Below are 14,514 nucleotides of genomic sequence, written 5' to 3'. Positions count from 1 at the left end.
GCGATCAGCGCGGGACGGTGCCTACTGCAGGGGAGCACTTGTGAGCTTGAAGCCGCTATCGGACTCCGAACGGACGCAAGCGCGCGAGAAAGCCACTGCCGCCCGCGCGGTCAGGGCCGAACTGAAGGTGAAGCTGAAGACCGGTGAGACCACTGTCAGTGAAGTGGTCAACGGGATGTCCAAGGATGAAGCCGTCAGCCGGTTGAAAGTCCTTGACCTCCTGAAGGCTCTCCCCGGGGTCGGTGAAGTGCGGGCAGCAGGCATCATGAACGACGTCGGCATCGCCGCCACGCGCCGCGTGCGCGGGCTGGGTGTCCACCAGCGACAAGCATTGATCGAACATCTAGCAAAGCAGGATCCAACGCCCTGATCGGGGGCGCGCCAAGGACTCCTGTGAGTGAGGAACCACGTGTCGCAGCCTCGGCTGACAGTACTCGCCGGGCCGACGGCCGTCGGCAAGGGAACCGTCTCCACGTACATTCGGGATAACTACCCACAGGTCTGGCTGTCGGTCTCCGCCACCACCCGGCCAGCACGACCCGGCGAGCTCGACGGCGTCCACTACTTCTTCGTGAGCAACGAGGAATTCGATGACCTGGTCGCGTCAGGACAAATGCTCGAATGGGCCCTGGTCCATGGACGGAACCGGTACGGCACACTGCGCCGGACCGTCGACGCGGCAATGGCGGACGGAAAATCGGTGCTGCTGGAGATCGATCTGCAGGGCGCACGGCAGGTCAAGGAGTCGATGCCGGAAGCAAATTTTGTGTTTCTGACCCCGCCGAGCTGGGACGAAATGGTGCGTCGGTTGGTCGGCCGCGGCACCGAAACGGAGCAGGAGCAGCAGCAACGGCTGGAAACCGCTAAACTAGAACTTGCTGCGGAACCTGAATTCGATCACACGGTGGTCAATGACAGTGTTCAGCGTGCAGCGGACGAGCTTGTATCACTGATGGGACTAAGCCCGCAGGAGCGCTGACGCGCGGTCCGCGAGCCATCGTTTCACCAACAATCTGAAACATTTACGGAGTATTTGTGTCTACACAGCCTGAAGGCATCATCAACCCGCCGATTGACTCCCTGTTGGAGGCATCGGACTCGAAGTATGCCCTGGTGATCTACGGAGCCAAGCGTGCCCGCCAGATCAACGCGTACTACTCCCAGCTTCACGAGGGCCTGTTCGAGTACGTCGGCCCCCTGGTCGACACCCGCCTGAACGAGAAGCCACTCTCGATCGCCCTGCGCGAAATCAACGAGGGCATGCTCGTCGCCACGCCGGTCGAATCGACCGAGCAGTAGCTTTAGCCAGCTGCTAATCACGTGCGCATAATTCTGGGAGTCGGGGGAGGGATCGCCGCCTATAAGGTGGCTTCCCTCCTCCGACTTTTTACTGAGGCAGGGCACAACGTCACGGTGATCCCCACCGACGCTGCCACCCGGTTCGTGGGGACCGCCACGTGGGAGGCCCTGTCCGGCAATCCAGTCAGCAACAGCGTGTTCGACGACGTCGACAAGGTCAACCACGTCCGGTTGGGGCAGCTCGCTGACCTGGTGGTCATCGCGCCGGCCACGGCGGACCTGCTCGCGAAGTCGGCCGCGGGGATGGCCTCCGACCTTCTCACCGGGACCCTACTCATGGCCAGCTGCCCGATCCTGATGGCACCTGCCATGCACACCGAGATGTGGCAGCACCCGGCGACCGTTGCCAACGTGGCCACCCTGCGAAGTCGCGGAACGGTCATTCTTGATCCGGCCTCCGGTCGCCTGACAGGCAACGATTCGGGCGCTGGCAGACTTCCCGAGCCCGCCGAAATTTTCGCGGCAGCACTGGCCGCCCACGTGGCTGCCCGAGGACAGACTGACACGCCGCACACCGGGTCAGGCGGCACAATCGGGTCCGGAACCCTACCCGCCCCCGGTTCCCTCACGGGTCGCCGTGTGGTCATCACCGCCGGAGGCACCCGCGAGCCCATCGACCCGGTGCGCTACCTCGGGAACCGTTCTTCAGGCAAGCAGGGGATGGCGCTGGCCGCAGCGGCTCTCGCCGAGGGGGCAACTGTTGAACTGATCCTCGCCCACGTCGAAGTCCCGGCGCCCGACGGCGTCGAACTGGTCCAGGTCGAAACAGCCGAGGAACTGCGGACCGCGACCCTGCGAGCGGCCAAGCAAGCCGATGCGCTGATCATGGCAGCAGCTGTGGCGGATTTCCGTCCCGCCGAACAGATTCTCACCAAAATCAAGAAACGCGCCGACGGCGTCGACCCCGTCATCACCCTGGTCCGCAACCCCGACATCCTCAGGGAAGCCGTAGAGCAGCGAACCGCGGCGGGCGCCGGCCCAGTGATCGTCGGTTTCGCCGCCGAAACCGGGGACCCGACCGCTGATCCGCTGAGCCACGCTCGGGAGAAGCTCGCCCGCAAAGGCTGCGACTATCTGGTGCTCAACCAGGTGGGTGACGGCCGGGTGTTCGGACTCGATGACACAGCAGCAACCATCCTTGACGCTGGCGGCACCGAACCTGTTGAGGTCATCGGAACCAAAGCCGAGGTAGCCACTGCCGTGGTGGCCCGGGTAGCCGCAGCCCTTGCGGGCCGCGGCTAGCAGCCCGCACGCCATCCGTCACCCACACAGTCCGTCACCCACACAGTCCGTCACCCACACAGTCCGTCACCCACACAGTCCGTCACCCACACAGTCCGTCACCCACCCGCCGTCCCGACGGTCGAACCAAGTAGAGTGATCAAGTGAATTCAGCCAATCCCGTTCGCAGCGACCTGCGCCTGTTTACCTCGGAATCAGTCACCGAAGGGCACCCGGACAAGATCTGCGACCAGATCAGTGACGCCATCCTCGACGCCATGCTCGAGAAGGATCCCAAATCCCGGGTTGCCGTGGAAACCCTCGTCACCACCGGACTGGTGCATGTGGCCGGCGAAGTCACCACCGAGGCCTACGTGGAAATCCCGGAGCTGGTCCGGCAGACCCTTCTCGGGATCGGGTACGACTCCTCAGCCAACGGCTTCGACGGCGCACGGTGCGGTGTGTCGGTGTCCATCGGGCAGCAGTCACCAGAGATCGCCAACGGGGTGTTCAATTCCCTGGAGACCCGCCAGGGCACCGGGCTGGACCCGTACGATGCGCAGGGCGCCGGCGACCAGGGCATCATGTTCGGTTACGCGAGCGACGAGACGTCAGTGCTCATGCCGACGCCCATCTGGTTGGCACACCGGCTGTCCGAGCGCCTGACGGCGGTTCGGAAGGACGGCACTCTCTCCTACCTTCGTCCCGACGGCAAGACCCAGGTCACCATCGGCTACGACGGCGACATCCCGGTATCCGTTGACTCAGTGGTGGTTTCGTCCCAGCATGCCCAGGGGGTGAACCTGGACCAGCTGCGTGCCGACCTCGCCACCCACGTGATCGATCCGGTGCTGGCGGCCTCCGAACTGGATATCAGCAACGTCCGGCACATCCTGAACCCGGGTGGTGATTTCGTGATCGGCGGCCCGGTGGGCGACGCAGGGCTGACCGGACGCAAGATCATCGTCGACACCTATGGCGGCATGGCACGGCACGGCGGCGGCGCGTTCAGCGGCAAGGACCCCTCAAAGGTCGACCGCTCGGCTGCCTACGCGATGCGCTGGGTAGCGAAGAACGTGGTGGCAGCAGGCCTGGCCCGGCGCGCCGAAATTCAGATCGCCTACGCGATCGGCATGGCGCAGCCAGTGGGAATCTACGTCGAGACCTTCGGTACTGAAACAGTCGATCCGGCCGCCATTGGCAAAGCTATTCGCGAGGTCTTCGATCTTCGCCCGCTGGGCATTATCAACGCCCTGGACCTGCTGCGCCCGATCTACCAAAAGACCGCTGCTCACGGCCATTTCGGTCGCGAGGACGTCGGCTTCAACTGGGAACTCACAGACCGGGTCGACAAGCTGCGGAGCTATTTCAACGCCTAGGGCGGATCCGTCCGGGAGCGGATACGGGGACGGCTCCGACGGCAGCGTCACTTCTCAGCCCCCGCACCCCACCCTGCCCGCTGGGTCTCCCAGCGGCGGGGCGGTCCAGCTGTCGCTGCTCCAGGGCTTCCCGACGGCGCCACGGGCAGTCGGCGCTCCCGTCCCCGCGGGCACCCTGCCCGTGGCACAGGTGATCCTCGACTCGCCGCTCACCCACCTCGACCGGGTCTTCGACTACGCCGTGCCCGCAGAGCTCGCCGACGCAGCCCAACCCGGTGTCCGGGTCAAGGTGCGGTTCAGCGGGCGGGAGTTCACCGGGTTTATCGTTGCACGCGCTGCCACCACCGACAGCACCACGCGGCTGCTGCCGCTGGCGAAAGTGATCTCGGAGCAGCCGGTGCTCACCCCTGAGGTGCTTGCCCTCAGCCGGGCGGTCGCCGCCCGGTACGCGGGAATTGTCAGCGACGTGCTGAAAGTCGCGATCCCGCCCCGGATGGCGCGCGTCGACGCTGCCTTCGCGGCGCCACAGGGGGAGGCTGCTGCCGGGGCTGCGGACACTTCCGAGTTGGCAGCAGGTCAATCCAGGACAGGTGCCGGCGCCGGGGCGGCACTCCTCAGCCGCTACGCCAACGGCGCCACCTTTCTGCGGCATCTCGCCGCCGGCCACAGCCCCCGCGCCGTCCTGACCAGCCTGGGTGGCTACGGTGCCAGTGACTGGCCAGCGGAAATCGCCGAGGCGGTTGCTGCTGTCTGGCACACGGGGCGCGGGGCCGTCGTCGTCGTCCCTGACCAGCGGGACCTGGCACGGGTCGAAGCGGCATTGGACCAGCGCCTGGGTGCCGGGAACATCGCGCGGCTGACCGCAGAGGACGGGCCGACGCCCCGGTACCGAAATTTCCTCAAACTGCTGAGCGGGCAGGTGCGGGTGGCCGTCGGCACCCGGTCCGCCGCCTACGCGCCGGTCCAGGACCTGGGACTGGTGTGCCTGTGGGACGACGGCGACGACCTGCACCAGGAGCAGCGCGCTCCCTACCAACACGTCCGGGAGGTGCTACTGCTGCGCGCCGAGCAGCAGGGGTGCGCTGCGCTGCTCGCCTCTGGAGCACAGAGCACCGAGGCGCACCGGTTGGTCGCCACTGGATGGGCGCAGGCTATTGTCGCCGACCGGTCCGAGGTTCGTCGAAGCACCCCTCGGGTCATCCATACGGGGGACGAGTTTCAACTGGCGCGCGATCCGCTCGCTGCCAGGGCCCGTATCCCGCATGCGGCGTGGAAGGCCGCCTCGGACGGGCTGGCGCACGGCCCAGTGCTGTTGCAGGTGGCACGCACCGGGTTTTCGCCAGCGCTGGCCTGTGAGGAGTGCCGCGAGCCTGCACGGTGCACCGCGTGCACCGGTCCGCTGGCCCAGACCGGGCGCGGCGGCGTACCGGGATGCCGCTGGTGTGGCAGGCCGGACCTGCGGTGGAGCTGCGCCAACTGCGGGAGCCAGCGGTTGCGCGCCACGGTTGCGGGGGCAACCCGTACCGCAGAGGAACTGGGGCGTGCCTTCCCCGGGGCGACGGTCTACTCTTCTGCCGGCGAGCACATTCTGGACACCGTGCCCGACCGGCCCTCGGTGGTGGTCGCCACCCCCGGCGCAGAGCCGCTGGCCCCTACCGGCTACGCGGCGGTGATTTTGCTTGATGGTTCAGCAATGCTCTCCCGCGAGTCCCTCCGGGCTGGGGAGGACACCCTGCGGCGCTGGTTCACCGCTTCGCTGCTGGCCCGCCCCGCCGCCGACGGCGGGCTCGTGGTCATCACCGCCGACGATTCGAGCGTGGTGGGTCATCTCGTGCGCTGGGACCCACAGGGCGCCGCTGGCCGTGAGCTCGCCACCCGCAGCGAACTCGGACTGCCGCCGGCGGTCCGGTTCGCGGCGCTGACCGGTTCGCGGGAAGCGCTGGCCGTGTTCACCGCGGACCTCGATTCCCGGCTCTTCCTTCGCACCGTCGGTCCGATGCCCGTCGGTGGGCAGCCCGGTCGCACCGCGGGAGGACGTCCTTCGGGGCAGGGCCCACGAGCCGACCAATCCGACACCCAGACCTCCAGCGCGGACCAGCACCGGCTGCTGCTGTTTTTCAGCTATCGCAGCGCACCCGCAGCGACGGCCTGGCTAAAGTCCCGCAAGGCAGCCCTGTCAGCCAGGGGGACGTCAGAGCCGGTCCATGTCCGCTGCGACGCTGCCGATCTGATCTAGCGCAGCTGGTGGTGCTGACTACCGGTGCTGACCACCGCTGCCCAGCTGTCGGTGCTGACCACCGGCCCAGCCACGTGCCCACTACCGGCGCCAGGGCGCCTTGCCGGCATGTTCGACCGTTGCGATGGCGGCCGCCTCAAGCAACTGCTCGGCCGACCGATCCCAGGAATACGTTCCGGCCTGCATCCTGCCAGCCCGTGACGCCGCCTGCCACTGGTCGGGTTCGGCCAGGGTCTTGACCGCTACCGTGAACTGCGACGGATCATCGGGGTCGACATAGAGGGCAGCAGCCCCGCCAACTTCACGAAAAATTGGGGTGTCGGCGGCGATCACCGGGGTGCCGGCGGCCATTGCCTCGATGACCGGCAGACCGTAGCCCTCGGCCCGGGACAGCGTCACGAGTGCCGCCCCCGACCGCAGCAGCTCCTGGTAAAGCTCGTCACTGACCCCATTGTGGAAGATCACCCGTTGGCCGGGTGGAATCAGCAGTTCCAGTTCCTTCCGGCGGGCCTCGGTGATGCGGCTCAGCAGGTGCAGCGTGTACCCATCGAGTCCCCGCATCCCGGCCAGGATCGTTTCGACATTCTTGTACGGCATGAAGGAGCCCATGTAGAGCAGGTCCCGCCCGGGATCGACTCCTTCGGGGCGCACCACGGTGTCCGGCTGTGGTGCGTTGCCCACAATCCGCACCGGCCGGCGGGTCAGGCGATGCTCGCTTATCTGCCCGCGGGTGGTCTCGGAGATGGTGGCGACGACGTCGGCCCGGTTCAACAACAGCCGCTGCGGCCAGTACGCAAGGTGGTACAGCCGCCAGAGGGTCCGGACCGGCAAGGGCAGGGAACCGGGCGGCTGGGGGTTCTGGTAGTAGATCAGGTCATGCAGGGTCAGTACGAGCGGGTACTTCCGGCCCCAGCTGCCCATGGTCTGCATGGGACAGACGACGACGTCGGGGCGTAACCCGTTGATCTGGCTCGCCACGAAGAGCTCGCGGGGGGACAGTGGAGAGGTGATCAACACGTGGGGTACCTCGGGCAGGAGGCCGAGCTGGCGGCGATCTGAAATGAGCATCGTCACGTCTGCGCGTTCCGCAACCGCTGCAATCAGGCTGGCCCCGTAGCGGCTGATGCCGTCATGATGGTCCAACCGGGTAAACCGGGCATCGAACAGGATCCTCATTGGGTTCGTCCTGCCAGGAAGCTCGTGATCAGCCGAGCCGCCTCGTCCGGCGTCTCATAGTGCACCAGATGACCCACCTCGGGAATGATTTCAAGCCTGGAATCCGCGATCAGATCCGCGAGCGCACGTTGACCGGCTACTGAGCCCAGGTCATCCTTTTCGGCGGCAACCAGCAGGACAGGCATGACCAGCCGCGCCGCCTCATCCCTGACCGTCCCGGTAATGGAGGCCTGGAACGCCTCCAGCAGCACCCGGCGGCTGGCGTAGGTGCTGAAGTAACTCAGATGCTGTCCATGGATGTACCTGCGCAGCGCCCTGTCCCTGGTCTTCGCCATCATCGAACTCATACCGAGGACAATCCACGGATTGCCGAGCAGCGCCAGGCCCAGCCTCTCGGGCAGGGCCGCCCCCACCCGGTAGTACACGGCCGCCAGTCTGGAAGCCAGCCGGTTGGCACCCTCAAGCGCAGGCTCACAGATCGGATTGATCAGCACCAGGGCGGCGATCGCTGTCGGGTGGGCGGCCGCCCACCGCGCCGCGACGATGGATCCGAACGAATGGCCGAGTAGCACCGTGTCCGGTCCCAACGCGAATGAGGTGAAGCTGAAGCTGACAAAATCAGCGTAGGCGTCGACGTCGTGCACGCCGTCGAGCGCTTCGGACCGGCCGAAACCGGGGAGATCAGGGACCACAATCCGGTGAAACGGCAGCGCTTCGACGATGCGAAGCAGGCCGTGATGATCGCCCCTGAACCCGTGCACCATGAAGAGGGTGGGCAGGTCCGCGGGGGCGCCGGATGCGGGAGCGAAATCCCAGTACCGCTGCGCTGCGCCACGGTAGGAATGGGTTGTCTCGGTTGCGCGGCGCGTCACGGTGATGGTCGCGGAAGCCATCGGCTAGTTCACCCGGTCTGGGTGCGAGCCAAAGCGGGTGTTCTGCTCAAGACCCTCAATGGCCGTGAGCTGTGCGGGGCTCAGCTCGAAGCCGAAGACATCAAGGTTGCTCGCGATCCGGTCGGGGCTGCTGGCCTTGGGGATGACCAGGTGGCCGGATTGCACATGCCAGCGGAGAACCACCTGGGCGGGTGTCCGATCCAGGTCTGCGGCGATCTCCCCAATCACTGGGTCGGTCAGGATCGCACCGCGACCCAGCGGACTCCACGCCTGGGTGCGGATGCCGTGGGTGTCGTGGAACCGCCGCAGTTCCTCCTGCTGGAGGTAGGGGTGCAGTTCAATCTGGTTGACAACCGGGACCACCCCGGTCTCCGCCAGCAACCGCTCCAGGTGGGTCACCTGGAAGTTTGACACCCCGATGGCCCGCACCCGCCCGTCATGGTAGAGCTGTTCCAGGGCACGGAAGGTGTCAACGTACTGGTCTTTTTCCGGGCAGGGCCAGTGGATCAGGTAGAGGTCGACGTCGTCCAGGCCCAGAGCCTGCTGGGAGGCGTCGAAGGCGCGCAGCGTCGCATCGTAGCCGTGGTTGTCGTTCCACAGCTTAGTGGTGACAAAGACGTCGTCGCGTTCCAGCCAGCCGGCGTTCACGGCATCAGTCACCGCCCGGCCCACTCCCGCCTCATTGCCATACATGGCGGCGGTGTCGATGGTGCGGTACCCCACCTCAAGGGCCTGGGCGCAAAGATCTACAGTCGTCTCCGGCGGCACCTTGTAGACGCCGTACCCGACCTGGTCGATCTGTACCCCGTTATTGAGCGCGACTTTCGGTGCCTTGTGCATACCTCGACAATACCGAAGGGCGATTGGCTCAGCGGGACCCGCCATGCACCAGGCGCCGCGCCGACCCTTCATCGAGGATGAGGTCGGTGGCGAGTCCAGCCGCCAGGGCGCCGCGCAACCCGTTGATCTTCGTCTCGCCCGACACGACACAGATCCGGCGTCGCACCTGCCGGAGCAGATCCAGTTCGGGTCCGGTGCTGCGTTGGTTGAGAAGCAGATCGCTATGGGTACCGTCCGCTCGGAAAAACATGGTTGCGACGTCGCCGACCACCTGATGCTCATCCAACGCCCGGAGGTCGTCGTCGTCGAGGTATCCGCCCGAGTAGACGTGGCTGGGAATATTGGCGTCGATGGAGCCGACCCCGAAGATGGCCATGGTCATCCGCCGCTGCAGGTCGAGGATGCGCAGGACACTGCGTTCGGCCCACATGGCCGTTTTGGTTTCTGCGTGGTCGAAGAAGGCCGGTACGGGGAACTGCTCCACCCGGGCGCCATAGGCCTGACCGAACCGGCGGAGGATCTCGCTGGCGTAGGTGATGCCCGTGGTTTGTGTGTTGCCGGCACCGTTCAACTGCACAATGGTGCTGTCGTGGGTCACCTTGCGGGTCAGGTGATGGCTGACAGCGCTGAGGGTTGACCCCCAGGCGACGCCGATAATGGCGTTCGAATCGACCAGCGGCCCGATGGTCCGGGCTGCCTGTATCGCCACCCGGTCAAGGACGTCGGAGTCGCTCACGACGTCGGTCACCGGCACCACATGGGCTTCCACCCCGAACTGCCGCCGGATCTGCTGCTCCAGCGACGGTGCCCGTTGCAGCGGATTGTTGACCTGGATCTGGACCAGCCCGGTGTCCCGGGCCATCGACAGGAGCCGTGACACGGTTGATCGTGAGGTCCGCAGCTCCCGCGCAATGGCGTTCATGGTGAGGTCCTGCAGGTAGTACATCTGCGCGGCCCGCAGGGCGTCTCCGCTCCGGGACCGTTTGAAGTCCTCAGCGGAAGATTGTGCAGCGGGGTCCGATCTTTCAGCCTCGGGTCGAACGTTCATCGCCAAATCCTCCGTCACTTCTGCACGTATGTGCAACACCATTGACTATTATTCCCAGCATTTCAAGAATAGGTGGAACGGCTGCGGAACCCTTGCAGCCTGCAAACTATTGAGGAGAATGTTTTGGCTGAGTCCGCCAGTGCGAATGGTGCCACCAGCACGCCTGCTGAACGGCCGGGGGTGCAGCGGCTGAAGGAAACGCCGCGCGCTTCGGCGCTGATCATTGGTGGTGGCATCAACGGCGTAGGAACCTTCAGGGATCTGGCCCTGCAGGGTGTGGACGTGACACTGGTGGAACGCGGTGACTACTGCCAGGGCGCCTCAGGTGCTTCTTCACACATGATTCACGGCGGCATCCGGTACCTCGAGAATGGCGAGTTTCGGCTGGTCCGCGAGTCAGTGGTTGAGCGTAACGCCCTGCTGAAGACAGCGCCGCACTACGTCAAGCCCTTGCAGACCACCATCCCCATTTTCAGCACTTTCTCCGGGATTCTCGCGGCTCCGCTGCGATTCCTGACCCACCGCCAGCACGGCCAACCCCGTGAACGGGGTGCCTTCCTGATCAAGGCGGGGCTGACCATGTATGACTGGTTCTCCAGGGATGGCGGCGCCGTACCGCGTCACCGCTTCGCCGGGCGCAAGGCCTCACTGGCCCAGCTGCCGGATCTGCGGCCTGATGTGCGCTACACGGCCACCTACTTCGATGCCTCGGTGCACAACCCTGAGCGGATGACCCTCGATGTGCTCCGCGACGGCCTCGCCGCCAATGCCGAGGCGCGGGCCACCAACTACGTCAGTGCCATCGGCCGAGACGGAGATTCGGTGCTGCTCCGTGACGAGCTCACTGGCGAGGAATTCGCCTTCGCGGCCGACGTCGTCGTCAATGCGACCGGCGCCTGGGTGGACGGGACCAACGATTCGCTCGGCGAACGCAGCAAGTTCATGGGCGGCACCAAGGGTTCCCACATCGTCCTTGACCACCCCGAGCTGTTGGCCGCCTGCGCTGGGCGTGAGATCTTCTTCGAGCACACCGACGGGCGGATCGTGCTGGTTTACCCGATCGGTGACCGGGTCCTGGTGGGCACCACCGATATCGATACCGACGTCGACGCCCCGGCCGTCTGCACCCCCGAAGAGGTTGACTACTTCATCGAACTGATCGGACACGTCTTCCCAGCCATCGTCGTCGAGCCCGGCCATGTGGTCTACAGTTTCTCCGGCGTCCGGCCGCTGCCTCGGCACGACGACACGCAGCCGGGCTTCGTCTCACGGGACTACCGGATTGAGAAGCGCCAGGACCGCTCCGACGCCCGGACGGTGACCACGCTCAGCCTGGTCGGCGGCAAGTGGACCACGTTCCGCGCGCTGTCGGAGCACATGACCAATGAGGTGCTGGAGATCCTCGGCAAGCGCAGGACGACGACGACGGCGGGCCTCGCCATCGGTGGCGGGCAGGGATTCCCGAGAACACCCTCAGCAGAAAAAGCCTGGGTGAGCGCCCACATCGAACCAGGGCTGTCGGCCGAGCGCGTCGAGGTGCTGCTGACCCGTTACGGTACCCGCGCCGTCGACGTCATCGAGTACCTGCGTGCGGGCCAGGACCGTTTGTTCTCCTCCACCAGCGAGCTCAGTCACCGCGAGCTGGCCTACATGGTCAAGCACGAGCAGGTGGGTCATCTGGCCGATGTGCTGATCCGTCGGACGTCAATCGCCTTCCGCGGATTGGTGACCACTGAGCTGCTCCAGGAACTTGCGGAGACGCTGGCCCCGCTGCTCGGGTGGAGCAGCGAGAAAGTCTCAGCTGAGATAGAACTGGCTGAACAGGTGCTGCTGAAGTGGCACAACGTTCAGGTCGAAGATTTGGTGGCGTAGCCGCTGTCAGGCACGTAACCATTGCCGCTCCCGGAGCGGATGCAGGACCAACGGCAGCTGTTGCCGGGGGGAGCAAGAGAGCCACAGCCGCGGGCTGGGTTCGCTAAAAGTGAATAATCAGAGGAGTCAAAGATGTCTCTTGAAGTATTTGTTGCCGAAGCCTTCGGCACCATGCTGCTGTTGCTGCTGGGTACGGGTGTCGTTGCCAACGTCGCCCTGGCCGGCACCAAGGGCAATAACGGCGGATTCTTGATGGTGAACTTCGGTTGGGGGCTCGCCGTCTTCGCCGGTATTTACGCGGCCGCCCTGTCCGGCGCTCACCTGAATGCCGCTGTCACTGTTGGTCTCATGACTAACAACGCTGAGCAATTCGCGCCTGGTGTTGACGTCAACTTCGTGAACATGCTGATGTACTTTGCCGCGCAGATGATCGGCTCCATTGTGGGAGCCGTGTTGTGCTGGTTGGCCTACAAGCAGCACTTCGACGCTGAGCCGGACCCCGCCAACAAGCTGGGGGTCTTTGCGACCGGGCCAGCGATCCGGTCCAATGGCTGGAACCTGGTAACCGAAATCATCGGTACGTTCGTCCTCGTCTTCGTTATCGTCGCCATCGGTTCGACGCCGTCGGGCCTCGGCCCTCTGGCCGTCGCACTCCTGGTTGTCGGCATCGGCGCATCCCTTGGTGGTCCTACCGGCTACGCCATCAACCCCAACCGTGACCTCGGACCGCGTATTGCCCACGCTCTCCTGCCCATCAAGGGCAAGGGATCCAGCGACTGGTCCTACGCCTGGGTGCCCGTTGTTGGGCCGCTGATCGGTGGTGCACTCGGAGGCCTCGTGGCCACCTTCATCTCCTTCCCGGCTATCACCGGCTAACAATTAGTTGCACCCCGGCAGCTCGGTCCTCCGACCGCGCAGGCTGGGACTATTCACGACGGAAATACTCAAAGAGGAGCACTACATGTCGAAGTACGTTATTGCGATTGACCAGGGCACCACCTCCAGCAGGGCGATCGTCTTCGATCACCACGGGGACATTGTCTCTTCGGGCCAGAAGGAACATGAACAGATCTTCCCCAAGGCCGGCTGGGTCGAGCACGATCCCCTGGAGATCTGGAACAACACCAGGGAGGTCATCGGCAACGCCCTGTCGAAAGCCAACCTGACCCGGCACGATATTGCCGCCGTTGGCATCACCAACCAGCGTGAAACCGCGGTGGTCTGGGACAAGACGACCGGGCAGCCGGTCTACAACGCGATTGTCTGGCAGGACACCCGGACCCAGCCGATCGTCGACGAGCTGGCGGCTGACGGGGGAGTGGAGCGGTTCAAGGCGAAGGTCGGGCTGCCGCTGGCCACCTACTTCTCGGGTACCAAGATCAAGTGGATCCTGGACAACGTCGAGGGCGCCCGGGCCAAGGCCGAGGCTGGCGATCTGATCTTCGGAAACACTGACTCGTGGGTCACCTGGAACCTCACCGGCGGCACCGATGGTGGCGTGCACATCACCGATGTCACCAATGCCTCACGGACCATGTTCATGGATCTCGAGACCCTGTCCTGGGACGACGGAATCCTTGAAGCTTTCGGTGTGCCGCGGTCGATGATGCCGGAGATCAAATCCTCCTCCGAGGTCTATGGCACGGTCCACACCTCACAACTGCTGCGCGAGGTGCCGGTGGCCGGCATCCTGGGCGACCAGCAGGCGGCGACGTTCGGTCAGGCGGCGTTCGAGAAGGGCGGCGCCAAGAACACCTACGGCACCGGCAACTTCATGATCGTCAACACCGGTGAGGAGATTGTTCACTCGAAGAATGGTCTGTTGACCACCGTTTGCTACAAGCTTGGCGACGCCAAGGCTGTCTACGCACTGGAAGGCTCGATCGCTGTGACCGGGTCGCTGATCCAGTGGCTGCGGGACAACCTCGGCATCATCAAGTCGGCACCCGAGGTGGAGCAGTTGGCTGAATCGGTTGAGGACAACGGTGGCGTGTACATCGTGCCAGCGTTCTCCGGCCTGTTTGCGCCGTATTGGCGCGGAGAAGCCCGCGGCGTCATTGTGGGTCTGACCCGGTTCGTGAACAAGGGGCACATCGCCCGGGCGGCTCTCGAAGCCACCGCGTTCCAGACCCGCGAGGTGCTGGACGCGGCGAACGCCGATTCGGGAGTGGACATGGAGGACCTGCGGGTCGACGGCGGTATGGTCGCCAACGACGCGCTGATGCAGTTCCAGGCCGACATCCTTGGTATCCCGGTGATCCGGCCGAAGGTCACCGAGACCACTGCGTTGGGCGCAGCCTATGCGGCAGGTCTTGCGGTGGGTTTCTGGAAGGACACCGACGAGTTGGCGACCAACTGGGCCGAGGACAAGCGTTGGATCCCATCCATGGAGGCAGGGGAGCGCGACCGCCAGTTGCGGCTCTGGAAGAAGGCTGTCACCCGCACGTTCGACTGGGTCGACGAGGACGTGAAGTAGCTCCAGCCTCACCG

The 14,514-nt window shown here is 65.1% G+C and carries 13 protein-coding genes; 9 read left to right on the top strand and 4 right to left on the bottom strand.

Going from position 1 to position 14,514, the window contains the following annotated elements; all coding sequences use genetic code 11:
• Positions 1-40: 40 nt before the first annotated feature.
• The 6 genes from mihF to ABD059_RS16560 all read left to right on the top strand — a co-directional run bounded on the left by mihF (position 41) and on the right by ABD059_RS16560 (position 6,195).
• On the top strand, positions 41-370 hold the full coding sequence (gene mihF, locus ABD059_RS16585) for an integration host factor, actinobacterial type (RefSeq protein ID WP_343882052.1): 330 nt from the start codon (positions 41-43) through the stop codon (positions 368-370).
• A gap of 39 nt (positions 371-409) precedes the next feature.
• Complete coding sequence (gene gmk, locus ABD059_RS16580; protein WP_343882050.1) at positions 410-979, top strand: guanylate kinase; 570 nt, start codon at positions 410-412, stop codon at positions 977-979.
• Between the two features lie 56 nt (positions 980-1,035).
• Positions 1,036-1,299 carry a DNA-directed RNA polymerase subunit omega gene (rpoZ, locus tag ABD059_RS16575; RefSeq protein ID WP_019482806.1) on the top strand — a complete coding sequence of 88 codons (264 nt, stop codon included), beginning with the start codon at positions 1,036-1,038 and terminating at the stop codon, positions 1,297-1,299.
• 21 nt (positions 1,300-1,320) lie between these two features.
• On the top strand, positions 1,321-2,601 hold the full coding sequence (locus tag ABD059_RS16570) for a bifunctional phosphopantothenoylcysteine decarboxylase/phosphopantothenate synthase (protein WP_343882047.1): 1,281 nt from the start codon (positions 1,321-1,323) through the stop codon (positions 2,599-2,601).
• A 143-nt stretch (positions 2,602-2,744) separates the two neighbouring features.
• Positions 2,745-3,959 (top strand): methionine adenosyltransferase, encoded by a 1,215-nt coding sequence (metK, locus tag ABD059_RS16565; RefSeq protein WP_343882045.1) that lies wholly within the window; start codon positions 2,745-2,747, stop codon positions 3,957-3,959.
• Between the two features lie 181 nt (positions 3,960-4,140).
• Positions 4,141-6,195 (top strand): primosomal protein N', encoded by a 2,055-nt coding sequence (locus ABD059_RS16560; protein ID WP_343882043.1) that lies wholly within the window; start codon positions 4,141-4,143, stop codon positions 6,193-6,195.
• 81 nt (positions 6,196-6,276) lie between these two features.
• On the opposite strand, the gene ABD059_RS16555 is transcribed toward ABD059_RS16560, so the two are convergent.
• Genes ABD059_RS16555 through ABD059_RS16540 form a run of 4 tightly spaced genes read right to left on the bottom strand, consistent with a single transcriptional unit; the run spans position 6,277 to position 10,050 of the window.
• Positions 6,277-7,371 (bottom strand): glycosyltransferase family 4 protein, encoded by a 1,095-nt coding sequence (locus tag ABD059_RS16555; RefSeq protein WP_343882041.1) that lies wholly within the window; start codon positions 7,369-7,371, stop codon positions 6,277-6,279.
• The gene (locus tag ABD059_RS16550) at positions 7,368-8,264 is read right to left on the bottom strand and encodes an alpha/beta fold hydrolase (protein ID WP_343882039.1); all 897 of its coding nucleotides are present in this window, start codon (positions 8,262-8,264) and stop codon (positions 7,368-7,370) included. Before ABD059_RS16550 ends, ABD059_RS16555 begins: the two co-directional genes overlap by 4 nt.
• A gap of 3 nt (positions 8,265-8,267) precedes the next feature.
• A complete protein-coding gene (locus ABD059_RS16545) occupies positions 8,268-9,104 on the bottom strand; it encodes an aldo/keto reductase (RefSeq protein WP_343882037.1) in 837 nt (278 codons plus the stop codon).
• Positions 9,105-9,132: 28 nt separating this feature from the next.
• Positions 9,133-10,050 (bottom strand): sugar-binding transcriptional regulator, encoded by a 918-nt coding sequence (locus tag ABD059_RS16540; RefSeq protein ID WP_343882179.1) that lies wholly within the window; start codon positions 10,048-10,050, stop codon positions 9,133-9,135.
• A 225-nt stretch (positions 10,051-10,275) separates the two neighbouring features.
• Here ABD059_RS16540 and ABD059_RS16535 point away from each other — a divergent pair, with 225 nt between their 5' ends.
• From ABD059_RS16535 to glpK, 3 genes are all read left to right on the top strand, one after another.
• Entirely contained in the window at positions 10,276-12,024 is a 1,749-nt protein-coding gene (locus tag ABD059_RS16535; RefSeq protein WP_377959694.1) for a glycerol-3-phosphate dehydrogenase/oxidase, read from the top strand.
• 132 nt (positions 12,025-12,156) lie between these two features.
• Positions 12,157-12,900 (top strand): MIP/aquaporin family protein, encoded by a 744-nt coding sequence (locus tag ABD059_RS16530; protein WP_343882035.1) that lies wholly within the window; start codon positions 12,157-12,159, stop codon positions 12,898-12,900.
• Between the two features lie 85 nt (positions 12,901-12,985).
• Positions 12,986-14,500 (top strand): glycerol kinase GlpK, encoded by a 1,515-nt coding sequence (gene glpK, locus ABD059_RS16525; RefSeq protein ID WP_343882033.1) that lies wholly within the window; start codon positions 12,986-12,988, stop codon positions 14,498-14,500.
• Positions 14,501-14,514: the final 14 nt, after the last annotated feature.

The sequence above is a fragment of the Arthrobacter flavus genome, assembly GCF_039526005.1.
In the GTDB taxonomy this organism is placed as follows: Bacteria; Actinomycetota; Actinomycetes; order Actinomycetales; family Micrococcaceae; genus Arthrobacter_D; species Arthrobacter_D flavus.
This window is presented reverse-complemented; position numbering and strand designations above follow the sequence as displayed.